Origin of the sequence: Burkholderia semiarida (assembly GCF_029268935.1) — a bacterium.
In the GTDB taxonomy this organism is placed as follows: Bacteria; Pseudomonadota; Gammaproteobacteria; order Burkholderiales; family Burkholderiaceae; genus Burkholderia; species Burkholderia semiarida.
Map to the genome: position 1 here is coordinate 1,398,673 of NZ_JAHLCL010000007.1, position 13,508 is coordinate 1,412,180.

General features: G+C 69.5%; 14 protein-coding genes. 8 read left to right on the top strand and 6 right to left on the bottom strand.

What is annotated here, in order from left to right:
* Window positions 1-78: 78 nt before the first annotated feature.
* The 3 genes from KPB06_RS19355 (at window position 79) to KPB06_RS19365 (ending at window position 2,118) form a co-directional block, all read left to right on the top strand.
* Window positions 79-846 carry an AzlC family ABC transporter permease gene (locus tag KPB06_RS19355; protein WP_059574029.1) on the top strand — a complete coding sequence of 256 codons (768 nt, stop codon included), beginning with the start codon at window positions 79-81 and terminating at the stop codon, window positions 844-846.
* On the top strand, window positions 843-1,181 hold the full coding sequence (locus tag KPB06_RS19360; RefSeq protein ID WP_059574030.1) for an AzlD domain-containing protein: 339 nt from the start codon (window positions 843-845) through the stop codon (window positions 1,179-1,181). Before KPB06_RS19355 ends, KPB06_RS19360 begins: the two co-directional genes overlap by 4 nt.
* Window positions 1,182-1,341: 160 nt before the next feature.
* Window positions 1,342-2,118: a DUF4088 family protein gene (locus KPB06_RS19365; protein ID WP_059574031.1), complete on the top strand. Its 777-nt coding sequence runs from the start codon at window positions 1,342-1,344 to the stop codon at window positions 2,116-2,118.
* A 132-nt stretch (window positions 2,119-2,250) separates the two neighbouring features.
* Here the strand turns inward: KPB06_RS19365 and KPB06_RS19370 are convergent, their stop codons facing one another.
* Window positions 2,251-2,658: a hypothetical protein gene (locus KPB06_RS19370; protein ID WP_059574032.1), complete on the bottom strand. Its 408-nt coding sequence runs from the start codon at window positions 2,656-2,658 to the stop codon at window positions 2,251-2,253.
* Window positions 2,659-2,926: 268 nt separating this feature from the next.
* Here KPB06_RS19370 and KPB06_RS19375 point away from each other — a divergent pair, with 268 nt between their 5' ends.
* The 3 genes from KPB06_RS19375 to fumC all read left to right on the top strand — a co-directional run bounded on the left by KPB06_RS19375 (window position 2,927) and on the right by fumC (window position 6,250).
* A complete protein-coding gene (locus tag KPB06_RS19375; protein WP_006486208.1) occupies window positions 2,927-3,145 on the top strand; it encodes an RNA-binding S4 domain-containing protein in 219 nt (72 codons plus the stop codon).
* A gap of 137 nt (window positions 3,146-3,282) precedes the next feature.
* Complete coding sequence (norM, locus tag KPB06_RS19380; protein WP_059574033.1) at window positions 3,283-4,671, top strand: multidrug efflux MATE transporter NorM; 1,389 nt, start codon at window positions 3,283-3,285, stop codon at window positions 4,669-4,671.
* A gap of 184 nt (window positions 4,672-4,855) precedes the next feature.
* Window positions 4,856-6,250, top strand: coding sequence for a class II fumarate hydratase (gene fumC, locus KPB06_RS19385; RefSeq protein ID WP_059574034.1), 1,395 nt, complete (start codon window positions 4,856-4,858; stop codon window positions 6,248-6,250).
* A 54-nt stretch (window positions 6,251-6,304) separates the two neighbouring features.
* Here the strand turns inward: fumC and KPB06_RS19390 are convergent, their stop codons facing one another.
* Together KPB06_RS19390 and KPB06_RS19395 are read right to left on the bottom strand one after the other, a co-directional pair.
* On the bottom strand, window positions 6,305-6,817 hold the full coding sequence (locus KPB06_RS19390; RefSeq protein ID WP_023475851.1) for an acyl-CoA thioesterase: 513 nt from the start codon (window positions 6,815-6,817) through the stop codon (window positions 6,305-6,307).
* A 121-nt stretch (window positions 6,818-6,938) separates the two neighbouring features.
* Window positions 6,939-7,079: a hypothetical protein gene (locus KPB06_RS19395; protein ID WP_167351605.1), complete on the bottom strand. Its 141-nt coding sequence runs from the start codon at window positions 7,077-7,079 to the stop codon at window positions 6,939-6,941.
* A 187-nt stretch (window positions 7,080-7,266) separates the two neighbouring features.
* Here KPB06_RS19395 and KPB06_RS19400 point away from each other — a divergent pair, with 187 nt between their 5' ends.
* Complete coding sequence (locus tag KPB06_RS19400; protein WP_059574035.1) at window positions 7,267-7,974, top strand: ArsR/SmtB family transcription factor; 708 nt, start codon at window positions 7,267-7,269, stop codon at window positions 7,972-7,974.
* A 162-nt stretch (window positions 7,975-8,136) separates the two neighbouring features.
* The gene (locus KPB06_RS19405) at window positions 8,137-10,686 is read left to right on the top strand and encodes a DUF6600 domain-containing protein (protein ID WP_060011724.1); all 2,550 of its coding nucleotides are present in this window, start codon (window positions 8,137-8,139) and stop codon (window positions 10,684-10,686) included.
* 97 nt (window positions 10,687-10,783) lie between these two features.
* Here the strand turns inward: KPB06_RS19405 and KPB06_RS19410 are convergent, their stop codons facing one another.
* The 3 genes from KPB06_RS19410 to KPB06_RS19420 are packed head-to-tail and all read right to left on the bottom strand — an operon-like array spanning window position 10,784 to window position 13,491.
* Window positions 10,784-11,755: a thymidylate synthase gene (locus KPB06_RS19410; RefSeq protein WP_059574036.1), complete on the bottom strand. Its 972-nt coding sequence runs from the start codon at window positions 11,753-11,755 to the stop codon at window positions 10,784-10,786.
* Between the two features lie 42 nt (window positions 11,756-11,797).
* Window positions 11,798-13,195: a sigma-54 dependent transcriptional regulator gene (locus tag KPB06_RS19415; protein ID WP_059574037.1), complete on the bottom strand. Its 1,398-nt coding sequence runs from the start codon at window positions 13,193-13,195 to the stop codon at window positions 11,798-11,800.
* The gene (locus tag KPB06_RS19420) at window positions 13,171-13,491 is read right to left on the bottom strand and encodes a hypothetical protein (protein WP_155634601.1); all 321 of its coding nucleotides are present in this window, start codon (window positions 13,489-13,491) and stop codon (window positions 13,171-13,173) included. The genes KPB06_RS19415 and KPB06_RS19420 overlap by 25 nt, the downstream gene beginning before the upstream one ends.
* Window positions 13,492-13,508 lie beyond the last annotated feature (17 nt).

Below are 13,508 nucleotides of genomic sequence, written 5' to 3' on the forward strand. Positions count from 1 at the left end.
CACTCGGGCACCGGCCCCGCTTCGGCGAGCGCAAGAACATACAAGCCGGCCCGCCAGCGGCCCGCTATCCTCCCGCTCATGGAGGAGCGCTTCTTGAACAACACACCCGCATCGCCCCCGCGCCGCCCGCTCAACGAATGGCTCGACGGCGCGCGCGACACGATTCCGATGATGATCGGCGCCGCACCGTTCGGCGTGATTTTCGGCACGCTCGTCGGCGGCGGCCCGCTCGCCGCATGGCACGGCGCACTGATGTCGCTCGCCGTGTTCGCGGGCTCCGCGCAGTTCATCGCACTCGGCCTGATCGCCGGCAGCGCGAGCTTCGTCGTGGTGCTTGCCACGACGCTGATCGTGAACCTGCGCCACCTGTTGTACAGCGCGACGCTCGCGCCCTATGTCGCGCACCTGCCGCTGCGCTGGCGCGCGACGCTCGGCGCGCTGATGACCGACGAAGTGTTCGCGGTCGCCTACGGGCACTACCGGCACCACCCGCCCGGCACGATCGGCCCCCACTACTTCTTCGGCTCCGGGCTCGCGATGTACCTGAACTGGCAGGTCTGGACGCTCGCGGGCATCGGCTTCGGCACGGCGTTCCCCGGCCTGCAGTCGCTCGGCCTCGATTTCGCGATGGCGGCGACGTTCATCGCGATCGTCGTCCCGCAGCTCGGCACGCTGCGCTATTTCGCGGCGGCCGCCACGGCCGGCACGCTCGCGTACTTCTGGCAGAGTTGGCCGTACAAGCTCGGGCTGCTCGGCGCGGTCGCCGCCGGCGTCGCGATCGGCGTCGTGCTCACGCTGCGGCACGATCGCACGCGCGCCCGCTCTCGCCCGGAGGCCGCATCGTGAGCTACGCGCTGTTGATCCTCGGCATGGCCGTCATCACGTACGCGATCCGCTCGACGCTGTTCCTGTTCGGCGAGCGGCTGACGTTCCCGCCGCTCGTGCGCACCGCGCTCGGCTTCGTGCCGGTCACCGTGCTGACCGCGATCATCGTGCCGATGACCGTCTCGCCGCATGGCGGCACGGCCGAACTGACGTGGCGGAATCCGCAGCTCGTCGGCGCGCTCGCGGCCGTACTCGTGTCGGCCGCGACCCGCCGCCCGCTCGTGACGATCGCCGTCGGGCTCGGCGTGTTCTTCCTGTGGCAAGGGGTCGTCCTCCCGCACTGGCCGCCGGCCTGAGCGCACGCTCCACCGCGCGCGCTCAAGTTTCCGCCCGGCGCGCCGATATAGGAGAGGAAGACCCGCCACCGGCCCCGGCGCGCACCGGTCAGTCGACGCTGCGCCCGCTCCGGTGCGCCGTGCCGGCGCCGGCTTGCGCGGGCCGCCATCGAGACGATTCATGGGCCAGATCACCCTTTCCCTCAAGGACGACACGCTCGAGTCCCTGCGCAAGGACTACGACGCGTTCGTGCGCGTGTCGCTGAAACTCGACCCGCAATTCGCGACGCCGTCGTTCGAGGATTTCCTGCGCGCGAAGCTGCTCGACAACATGGTGCCGCTGACCGAGCACGCCGTGCAGCGAATGCTGCAGGGCGGCCAGTACGCGTGGGCCAAGCGCACGCTCGACAAGGAATTCCCGGACGTCGTCGCGATCCTGATGCGGCAGGCCGGCGAATTCGGCTTCGGCTTCGCGTCGCGCTCCGAATGGACGCCCGACGAACTCGCGAAGGCGTGCCGCGACTGGGCGAAGGCGATCGTCGCCGAAGCGCAGGGCGACGCGTCGCTGATCGACCCGCTCGCGTCGCAGATCAAGGGCGCGGCGCAGGACATCCAGACGCTCGAGGAACTGATGCAGACGCCTGCGTGGCGGCTCGCGGAATCGCTGCGGCAGCGGATCTACGAGGCCAAGCTCGCGTGCGAGATGAGCGTCGGCAGCACCGCGCGCGACAAGCTCGGCGAACTACGCGGGCTGCTGCGGCTCGGGCTCGCGCACGGCTCGTTCCAGAAGCAGGAAGCGCAGCAGATCATGGAATACCTGCGGCTGCTGAAACCGGAGATCTTCGTCGAGGAACCGTACGACGTCTTCGCGCGGCTCGCCGCGTGGCTGCGCAGCGTGTTCACGCCTGCCGCGGTGCGGCCGGCCCAGGGGCAGGGGCAAGGCCAGCGCCGGCCGTAAGCGCGTCCCGCCGACCGTCTTACTTACCCCACGAAAACGGCCCGGCTCGCGCGAAGCGAACCGGGCCGCCGGACGATCGCCCGTCGCGACGCGTCGTCCGAAGGCGAGCATCGCGACGGCGCCGCGCACCGCTTACTGCGTGGCGCCCTGGGCCGATGCACCGCCCTGCGTGCCGACCGATGCGCCGCCCTCGGTCGCGTCGTCGGCCTTCGCCTTCGCCTTGGCCGAACCCGCATGGCTCTTGGCCGACTTCGCCGCATGCTTCGTGTGCTTCTTGGTCGAATGGACGGCCGACGACGTCGTGTCCTTCGCGCCATCGGCTGCCGCGCCGACCGCATCGGTCGCACCGGTCGTCGCATTGCCCGACGCGTTCGCGCCGGCACCACCCTGCATGCCTGCACCGGCACCTGCCGCCGGCGTCTGCGCCTGCACGCCGGCACCGGCCGCGCCTTGCGTGGTCCCGCCCGTCTGGGCGAATGCGGCCGAAGTGGCGAACGCCGTCAGCGCGGCACCGATCAGCATCGTACGAATCTTGGACATGGCAATTCTCCTCAAGAAGTTGTGCGCCCGGACCACGGCGATGCGGTCCGTTGCATGCCCCGCCGCAACACGCGGCAGGTACGACAGAAGACCGGCGGCCCGCGCGACCGGTTCGCGAATCTCTCAGACTGTTACCCACCGTTTCATTTGCTGACGAATCGCTCACAGTCCTTTACATCCGCCGGCGACGACCCCGCGCTCGCGTGCCGACGCGCGGTGCCGTATGATGCGGAGCGTTTCCTTCCGCGCGTTGCGCACCTTCCTCGTCATGCCCAATCTGGATTTCACGCTGACCGGCGAATACGTCGAGTTGCACAACCTGCTCAAGATCACCGGTCTCGCGGACAGCGGCGGCACCGCGAAGCTGATCGTCGCGTCCGGCGCCGTGAAGGTCGACGGCGCGGTCGAGCTTCGCAAGACCTGCAAGATCCGCGCGGGCCAGGTCGTGCTGCTCGGCGACACGCGCATCGCGGTACGCGAAGCGTAGCGACCGCGGCGGTTCCCCTGCCCGTGACATGGCCATCGGCGCACGCGTTCGACACGGTACGCATAAAGCCGTAAGCTAGCCGTCTCTCAAAATAAATACACAGAGCGCGGGCCCGCACCCGCGCGAGCGCCCATTCCATGTCGCATTCCGGTCTCACGCGGACGGCCGCCGCGCCGCCGTCCCTGTCCAGTCATGCCGCCGATACCGCGCGCCTCGCCGCGCCGCTCGCGATCGCGCAACTTTCCCAGATGGCGATGAGCGTCACCGACACGGTGCTGCTCGGTTCGCTCGGCCCCGATTCGCTCGCGGCGGGCGGGCTCGGCGCGAACTTCTTCTTCGTGATCGTGACGATCCTGCAAGGCGTGCTGTCGTCGGTCAGCGTGAGCGTCGCACATGCGCGCGGCGCGCAGGCCGAGGACCGCGTGCCGCACATCTACTGGACCGGCTTCGCGCTGTCCGTGCTGCTCGCGATTCCGGCCATCGTCGCGCTGTCGCTCGCCGAACCGATCCTGCTGATGTTCCACGAGCCGCCGCTGCTCGCGCATCACGTCGGCGAATACACGGGCATCCTGCGCTTCGCGGCGCTCGGCAGCCTGATCGGCGTCGGGCTGATGCGCGCGTTCCTGCCGGCGATCGGCGCCGCGCGACGGCTGCTGTGGGTGTCGATCGGCGGCGTCGGCGTCAACGGCGTGCTGAACTACGGGCTGATCCACGGCGCATTCGGGCTGCCGCGCCTCGGCTTTCTCGGCTCGGCCGTCGCGACGACGATCACGATCTGGCTCACCGCGCTCGCGCTGATCTGGCTGCTGCACGGCCGGCAGCGCTTTCGCCATTTCGTGACCGCCGCGCGCCCGAAGCTGCCCGTGATGGGCGAGTTGATCGGCATCGGCTGGCCGGTCGCGATCACGTATGGCGTCGAATCGACGCTCTTTCTCGCCACCGGCCTCACGGTCGGCGTGCTGGGCGCGACGTCGCTCGCCGCGCACCAGATCGCACTGAACGTCGCGTCGGTGTCGTTCATGGTGCCGCTCGCGATCGGCCAGGCGGCGAACGTGCGCGTCGGCTACTGGGTCGGCGCGGGCTCGCCCGTCGCCGCGCGGCACGCGGGCTTCGTCGCGCTCGCGCTCGGCGTCGGCTTCATGTCGCTGTCGGGCCTCGTGATGATCGTCGCGCCGCATACGATCGTCGGCCTGTACCTGCACCTCGACGATCCGGCCAATGCGGCGACGGTATCGCTCGCCGCGTCGCTGCTCGGCATCGCCGCGGTGTTCCAGATCGTCGACGGGATGCAGACCGTCGCGTCGGGTGCGCTGCGCGGCCTGAAGGACACGCGCATCCCGATGCTCGCCGCGACCTTCGGCTACTGGGGCATCGGCTTCCCGACCGGCTACTGGTTCGCGTTCCACGCCGGCCTGGGCGCGCGCGGCCTGTGGTGGGGGCTCGCGGCCGGCCTCGCGAGCGTTGCCGCGCTGATGGCCTGGCGCTTTCACCGCAAGACCACCTCGCTCATCGCGGCGGCGCGCTAGCGCCTGTTTGCGCGCGCAACGCGCCCTGGGCGCGACACGACACGAAATCGCGGCCGGCGCTATCCTTGTCGGCTGAGCACCTCGAGACGCCGCGCAAGCGGCGCGACTGCCTCACGATACGTCTGATTACGTCTGACGCCGCGCGACGACGCGCGGCCTTTCCCCTTTCCAGGAGGAGTGCATCATGAACGAAGCAGTTCGGATGGAACGCGACACGTTCGGCGAGATCGCCGTGCCGGCCGATCGGCTCTGGGGCGCGCAGACCGAGCGCTCGCTGCAGAATTTCCGGATCTCGACGGAGAAGCAGTCGCCCGAGCTGATCCACGCGCTCGCGATCGTCAAGCGCGCCGCGGCGGCCGTCAACCAGTCGCTCGGCGTGCTCGCCGACGACAAGGCACACGCGATCATCGCGGCCGCCGACGAGATCATCGCCGGCAAGCATCCGCGCGAATTCCCGCTCGCGGTGTGGCAGACGGGCTCCGGCACGCAGACCAACATGAACCTCAACGAGGTGATCGCGAACCGCGCGAGCGAGCTGATGGGCGGCGAGCGCGGCGAGGCGCGCAAGGTTCATCCGAACGACGACGTGAACCGCGGCCAGTCGTCAAACGACGTGTTCCCGACCGCGATGCACATCGCGGCCGCGTATGCGATCGTCAACCACCTGCTGCCGGCGCTGCGCACGCTGCGCGCGACGCTCGACGCGAAGTCGAAGGCATTCGCCGACATCGTGAAGATCGGCCGCACGCACCTGCAGGACGCGACGCCGCTCACGCTCGGCCAGGAGTTCTCCGGCTATGTCGCGCAGCTCGACCAGGGCATCCGTCACGTCGAATCGGCGCTGCCGCACCTGTACGAGCTCGCGCTCGGCGGCACCGCGGTCGGCACGGGGCTGAACGCGCATCCGGCGTTCGCGGTGCGCGTGGCCGACGAGATCGGCCGTCTGACGAAGCTGCCGTTCGTGACCGCGCCGAGCAAGTTCGAGGTGATGGCGGCCGCCGACGCGCTGGTGTTCGCGCACGGCGCGCTGAAGACGGTCGCGGCGAGCCTGATGAAGATCGCGAACGACGTGCGTTGGCTCGCGAGCGGGCCGCGCTGCGGGCTGGGCGAGCTGTCGATTCCGGAAAACGAGCCGGGCAGCTCGATCATGCCGGGCAAGGTGAATCCGACGCAGTCGGAAGCCGTGACGATGCTGTGCTGCCAGGTGTTCGGCAACGACGTCGCGGTCAACGTCGGCGGCGCGAGCGGCAATTTCGAGCTGAACGTGTTCCGGCCGATGATCGCGCACAACGTGCTGCAGTCGGTGCGGCTGCTCGCCGACGGCGCGCAGAGCTTCAACGATCACTGCGCGGTGGGCATCGAGCCGAACCGTTCGCGGATCGACCTGCTGCTGAACGAATCGCTGATGCTCGTGACGGCGCTCAATCCGCACATCGGCTACGACAAGTCCGCGCAGATCGCGAAGAAGGCGCACAAGGAAGGCACGACGCTGAAGGCGGCCGCGCTCGCGCTCGGCTACCTGACGGAAGCGGAATTCGATGCGTGGGTACGCCCCGAGCAGATGATCGGGACGCGGTAACGGCGGGACGGCGGAACGACGGGCGCGGCGCGACGAGCGCGGCGCCCGCGGCACTCAGACGGTGCCCTTCGCGACTTCTTCCGGCTTCATCTCGACGATCTTGTCGAGCGCGGCCCGCACGTCGGCCGCATATTTCGCCAGTACCCGCTGCTCGTCGGTTTCCGGCACGAACGGCGGTACCGGCACCGGGTTGCCGTTCTCGTCGACCGCGACGAACACGACGAGGCAATCGGTCGTCTGACGCAACACGCCGCCCTTCGGATCGCCCGCGTGCACCGACACATGGATGTGCATGCTGGTACGGCCCGTCGCCACGACGCGCGCCTTCAGCTCGACCAGATTGCCGACCAGGATCGGACGCTGGAAGCGGATGTTGCCGACGCTGACCGTCACGCAATAGCGGCTCGACCAGACCGCCGCGCACGCATACGCGACTTCGTCGATCCACTTCATCAGCGCGCCGCCGTGCACCTTGCCGCCGAAGTTCACGGACGAAGGCTCGGCAAGGAAGCGGAATACGGTTTCGGTGCGGTCGAGGGCGGCCGGCACGGGGGACGGTTGGGGCATTGTTCTGGCTCCAGGCGGCAGGGGCGCTGTGATGGGGCCATTATACGTTGCACTGCGGCAATGCGTCGCGGCGGGCCCCGTGTGGCGGGGCTGCGGCGGCCATACCGACCGCGCGCGAACGTCAGCGGCGCACGGTGATGCCCTGGTCGATCGTCCCGTACATCTCGATACTGCCGCCGCGCGCTCCGGTCGCGCCCGCGCCACCGGGCGCACAGGCCGCGCAGAGGAGCGCGGCCGCCAACACACAGAAAATCGTCTTCATCTTCGCATCGCGTCACATGCGGCGGCCCGCTGCCGCCGCGTCCGGCCATTCTACGCGTGCCCTGCAACCGCCCGCGGCCGGTCCGCGCAGCGGCGCCGCCGCTGCGTTCGACATTTCATCCGAAAGCGAAACATCGAATGCGGGCACCGACTACACTGCCCCTCATCCCGCTCGACGAGACACGACGATGACCGATCAAGACGACCACCATTTTCCGGGCCTGAGCCGCATCGGCGCGCTGCTCGCCGATCCCGGCCGCGCCGCGATGCTGTGGGTGCTGATGGACGGCAGCGCGCGCCCGGCCGGCGAACTGACGATGATCGCGGGGCTGTCGCCGTCCGCGGCCAGCGCGCACCTCGCGCGCCTGACCGAAGGCGGCCTGCTGGCCCTCGACGTGCGCGGCCGGCATCGCTACTACCGCATTGCATCGGCCGACATCGCGGCCTCGCTCGAAGCGATGGCCAACGTCGCCCGCGCGGCCGCGCCGCATCGCCCGGTTCCGCCGCCGTCGCGCGCGGTCCCGGCCGAACTGCGCTATGCACGCACCTGCTACGACCACATGGCCGGCGAGCTCGCGGTGCGCATCTTCGACGGCCTCACCGCGCGCGGCTGGCTGCTCGCAAACGGCGACGCGATCGAGACCACCGAGCTCGGCACGCAGGCGCTCGCGCAATGGGGCATCGACGTCGCGCAGCAGCGCATGCGCCGGCGCCGCTTCGCGTGCGGCTGTCTCGACTGGAGCGAGCGGCGCTCGCACCTCGGCGGCGCACTCGGCGCGGCGCTGCTCGATAGCTTCTGTTCACATGGCTGGATCGAGCGTGCTGCCCGGCCGCGCGTGCTGCGCGTCACGGTGCGCGGGCAGCAGGTTTTCGATGCGTGGCTTACGTCCGCTTGACGCCGGCATTGCAACTGCACGACAACGGCGCGCGATGGAGAGGTTTTGTTACATCGCGTGCCACTCGACTTACAAAACACCGTGCCTTGAAACAGGCCAAGCGGATATTGTGAACTCGACGGCACGAATCGGCGCGCCGCCATCACGACAATGACGCTCACCATGGCCACCCTGTTCACGCTCAAGCGCACCGCCCGCTGCACGCTGCTCGCGTTCGTCGCGCTTGCGGCGCTGCCGCCCGCCTTCGCGCAATCGGTCGACGCGCCGCCGAATATGGCCGCGGCACGGCAACCGGGCGGCGATCCGCCCGGCCGCGTCGCGCGGCTCAATTACCTGTCGGGCGCCGTGACGACCGAACCGGCCGGCACCGATACGTGGTCGTATGCGGCGGTCAACCGGCCGCTGACGACCGGCGACCAACTCTGGAACGATGCCGGCGCGCGCTCGGAACTGCACGTCGGCTCGACCGCGGTGCGGCTCGGCGAATCGACGAGCCTGTCGGTGCTGAACCTCGACGATACGACGACGCAGCTGAAAGTGGGGCTCGGCACCGTGTCGACACACGTGCGCGATCTGCCGGCCGGCGGATCGTACGAAATCGACACGCCGAATCTCGCGCTCGGCATCACGGGCCCGGGCGACTATCGCGTCGATGTCGCGCCGAACGGCGCGAGCACGACGGTGACGGTGCGCAGCGGCAGCGCGACCGTCTACGGCAGCAACGGACAGTATCCGCTGTCGCCCGGCCAGCAGGTCGTGTTCACGGGCACCGACCTGCAGGTCGTGCAGCAATCGGCCGCACCGGCCCCCGACGCGCTCGACCAGTGGGCCGCCAGCCGCGACGCGGCCGAAGCGCGCTCGGTGTCGGCCCGGTACGTGTCCCGCGACATTCCGGGCTACCAGGATCTCGACGCGAACGGCACATGGCGCGAAACCCCGAATTACGGCGCGGTATGGGTGCCGAACAACACGCCGGCCGACTGGGCGCCGTATCACGACGGTCACTGGATCTGGCAGGCGCCGTGGGGCTGGACCTGGGTCGACGACGCGCCGTGGGGCTTCGCGCCCTATCACTACGGCCGCTGGGCGTACGTCGACGACAGTTGGGCATGGGTGCCCGGCCCGATGGTCGTCAGCCAGCCACCCGTCTACGCGCCGGCGCTCGTCGCGTTCGTGGGCGGCGGTGGCGGCGGCGGTTCCGACTGGAGCGTCGCGCTCACGGTCGGTGGCGTGGCCGCGGCCGGCTGCGCATGGTTCGCGCTCGGCCCGGGCGAGGCGTGGCATCCGGGCTGGGGCGGCTGGAGCCCGCACTACTACGACCGCGTCAACCGCAACATCGTGGTGAACAACGTCAACGTGAACAAGACCGTGAACGTGACGAACATCACCAATATCACCAACATCAACAAGACGTACGTGAACTTGCGCGCGCCGCACGCGATCACGGCCGTGCCGGCCGCCGCGTTCGTGCACGGCCAGCCGGTCGCGCACTTCGCGCAGCCCGTCGATCCGCGGCAATGGCGCAACGCGCACGTGATGCCGGGCACGCCCGGCATCGCGCCGGTGCGCCAGAGTTTCACCGGCGGGCTGCGCAATGCCGGCTACCGCCCGCCGGCGGCGATCGCGCAGCACCCGTTCGTGGCGACGCGCAATCCGGCCGTGCCGGCCGCGTATCGCGACCAGGCCGCCGCTCACCTCGCGCAGCAGGGCGGGCGCGTACCGGGGGCCGGTGCGCCCGTCGTGAAGACGAACGTACCGGCCGACTATACGGCTCGCCCGGTCCGCGTGCCGGGCAAGCCGGGCGGCGGCGCATGGGCGATGCACAACGTGCAGCTCGTGAATCCGCACGGCCCGGTCGTGCAGCCGGCCCGCGCGCCGCGCGAAGGCCAGCCGGCCGACGTGCGGGCCGGACAGCCGGGCGCACCGGCGCCGGGCATGCCGAATGTCGCGCGGCCGGCGAACGGCGAAACGCCCAACGCACCGCGTTTCGCCAACGGCGGCACGCCGCAGGCGCCCGGCAATCCGATGCCGCATCAGGCGTTCGCGCCCGGCAATGGCGTCCCGCATCCGCCGGGCGCGAACGACGTTCCGGCGCGGACGGGCGATGCGCACGTAGCGAACGCGCCGTCGCCCGTGTGGATGCAGCCGCACACGCCGATGGCGCATCAGCGCCCTGCTCCGCCTGCCGCGCTACACGCGGCGGGACAGAACGCGCTGTCGCCCGTGCGCAGCGCGGCGCTCCCGCATCCGGACGGCGTGCCGGCTCCGCAGGGTGGGCAATCCGGCGGGCGCAACGAAGCGCCTCGCGCACTGCCGCAACCGCAGTCCGACCATACCGCGCAGATTCCGCAACCACATCCGCGCCCCGATTTCCCGACGCCGGCCCGGCATGCGCAGCCGCAACCGGAGCGGGCCGCCCCCGCGCCGCAACCGCGCCCGGACTTCGCCCAACCGGCGCCCCGTCGCGAAGTCGCGCCGCCGCGCGTGAACGAGTACCGCCCGCCGGCGCCCGCGGTGCACGACATGCCGCGTCCGCAGCCGCAGGCGCCGCGCATGGAGCCGCGGCCGCAACCGGCACCCCGCATGGAACCGCGCCCGCCGATGCCCGCCCCCCGGATGGAAGCACGCCCGCAGCCGGCGCCGCACGTCGAGGCGCCGCGCCCGAGCAGCCCGCCGCCGCAAGGCGGCCACGAAGAGCGGCATCGCCAGTAAGTGCCGCGGACATGAAACAAAAGGCTCGACCGGCTGATACCGGTCGAGCCTTTTTGCGGCGTGCGGATCGATGAAACCGCGCGGCCCCGCCGCGCGATCAGACCGCCATCGGCGCGGTCAGCGGCTCATGGTGGCGATAGCCGACGAGCGAGAAATCGGACGGCTCGATCTGCTCCAGCCATTCCGGCGCATAGACGCCCGTCTTCGCGTACTCGGGCACGCGCTCGGCAATCTCGAGCCGCGGGCTTTCGTACGGGTCGCGCGTGAGCTGCCGTTGCAGCATGTCGAGCTGGTTCTCGTAGATGTGGGCGTCGCCGATGAAATACGTGAACCAGCGCGGCGTGTAGCCCGTCAGCCGGCCGACGAGCGACAGCAGCGCGGCGCCTTCGGTCAGGTTGAACGGCGTGCCGAGGCCGACGTCGTTACTGCGGATGTACAGGCACAGCGAGATTTCGCGCTTCGTCGCGTTCGGCAGGAACTGGTACAGCAGATGGCATGCGGGCAGCGCGATCTGGTCGAGCACGGCCGGATTCCACGCGTGAAACAGGATACGGCGATCGGACGGGTTCTCGATGATCGTGTCCAGGCACTGGCGCAACTGGTCGATCGCCTTGTACAGCAGCACCTTCGACGTGCCGTCCTCATCGAAACGCGTGACGATCCGGAAGCCGCGGCGCGTCGCATCGGCGATCTGCGCGTCGGCGCTCGCGTCGAGCACCTTGTAGCCCGGCCACTGGCGCCATTGCACGCCGTAGACGTCGCCGAGATCGTCCACGCCCTGGCGATACGGGTTCGCGAGCCACTGCGCGTTCTCGTTCGCGTTCGCATCCCACACCTTGCAGCCGAGCGCGCGGAAATCGGCCGCGCTGCGCGATGCGCGCAGGAAGCCGACGAGCTCTCCGATCGCGGACTTGAACGCGAGCTTCTTGGTCGTCACGGCCGGGAAGCCTTGCTGCAGGTCGAAACGCAGCATCGCGCCCGGCATGCTGATGGTGCGGATTCCCGTGCGGTTCTCCTGCCAGGTGCCTGTATCGAGAATGGTACGAACGAGATCGAGATACTGTTTCATGCGGGTTCCTTCGGCCGCGAGGGGCGGCCGCACCCGCCAATTTTAGCAAGCGTGGCGCGGAAGCTCCGGCAACGGCGCCGAAAACCCTGCCAGCGTGTCGCCGCGCTCGCGCATGCCGTGCGCGCACATCAGCCGGTAGAGCGTGACGCGCGACACGCCGAGCTCCCGCGCGGCATCCGCGAAACGGCCGCGATGGCGCAGCAGCGCCTGCTCGATCGCCTGCCGTTCGGCCGCCTCGCGCGCCTCCAGCAGCGACACCGGCGCGAGCGTCGCATAGTCGCTCAGTTCGAGGTCGGTCGCGGTGATCATCCGGCCTTCCGACATCACGATCGCGCGGCGCACGCGATTGATCAGCTCGCGCACGTTGCCGGGCCACGAATAGCCGTACAGCGACGCGACCGCGTCAGGGGAAAAACCGCGCAGGCGGCGATGCGCATCGCCCTTGAAGCGCTCGAGCATGTGGCGCGCGAGCACCTCGATGTCCTTGCCGCGCGCGCGCAGCGGCGGCTCCTCGATCTTCAGCACGCACAGCCGATGAAACAGGTCCTCGCGGAAGCGCCCTTCGCGCAGCGCCGCTTCCATGTCCACGTGCGTCGCGCAGATCACGCGTACGTCGACCGGCACCGACACGTGCGCGCCGAGCCGCTCGATCTTGCCCTCCTGCAGGAAACGCAGCAGGCTCGCCTGGCTTTCGAGCGGCAGATCGCCGATCTCGTCGAGAAACAGCGTGCCGCCGTTGGCGGCCTCGACGCGACCGATCTTGCGCTGGTTCGCCCCGGTGAATGCGCCGCGCTCATAGCCGAACAGTTCGGCCTGCAGCAGCGTCGACGGTATCGCCCCGCAATTGATCGCGATGAACGGCGCCTGCGCGCGCGACGACCGCTCGTGAATCGCGACCGCCGTCAGCTCCTTGCCCGTGCCCGACTCGCCGGAGATGAACACCGGTGCGTCCGTCGCCGCGACACGGCGGATCGTCCTGAATAGCCCGAGCATCGCATCGCAGGTGCCGACCATCTCGCCTTCGGTACGCCCGGCGCCGACGGGCGGCGCGACGGCATCGGTCAGTGCGATCATGCCGTGCGCATGGCCGACGGTCTCGACGATGCGCGCCGTTTCGTACGGCATCGTCACGTAGTCGAAGCAATAGTCGCGGATGAGATGGCGCAGCGTCGCGTCCTGCAACTGGCCGCGCCGCGTCGCCGCGATCCAGCCGATGTGCTGGATGCTCAGGCAGGATTCGAGTTCGCGCAGATCCGACGGCTTGAAGCCCGGCGAAAAATCGAGCAGGCCGGCGGTTGCCACGCCCTGCTGCACGACGCGCCGCACGTCGCGCACGGTCTCGGCAAGATCGACGCGCCAGCCGCATTCGTCGAAATGGCCGCGCAACGCATCGTTCGGTTCGCGCGAATAGTAGATCACGTGCCGCTGATCGGCTCCCATATCCTCACCCCGTTCATCAACCGTCTAACGATTGCCGCACACGTCAGGTCGCGTGCAAAAGGATCGAATCGGGTCAGCCCAAGGTGGCTCGATTCGCCATGCCGATGCGCGGCAACGACAATGCCTCGCATGATGGCGCTTATCTTGCGTCCAGTTATTTTGATCAAACAGCTTGTTACAGGCGCAGAATACGACAAGCCCGTTTCAGCGCCGATGGCGATCCGGCCCAATCGCTCAGGAGGTCGATGCAGATCAATCATCTGCACATAGCGCATGCGCAGGAAGGGTTTCGTCATCAACACACGCGCCGATT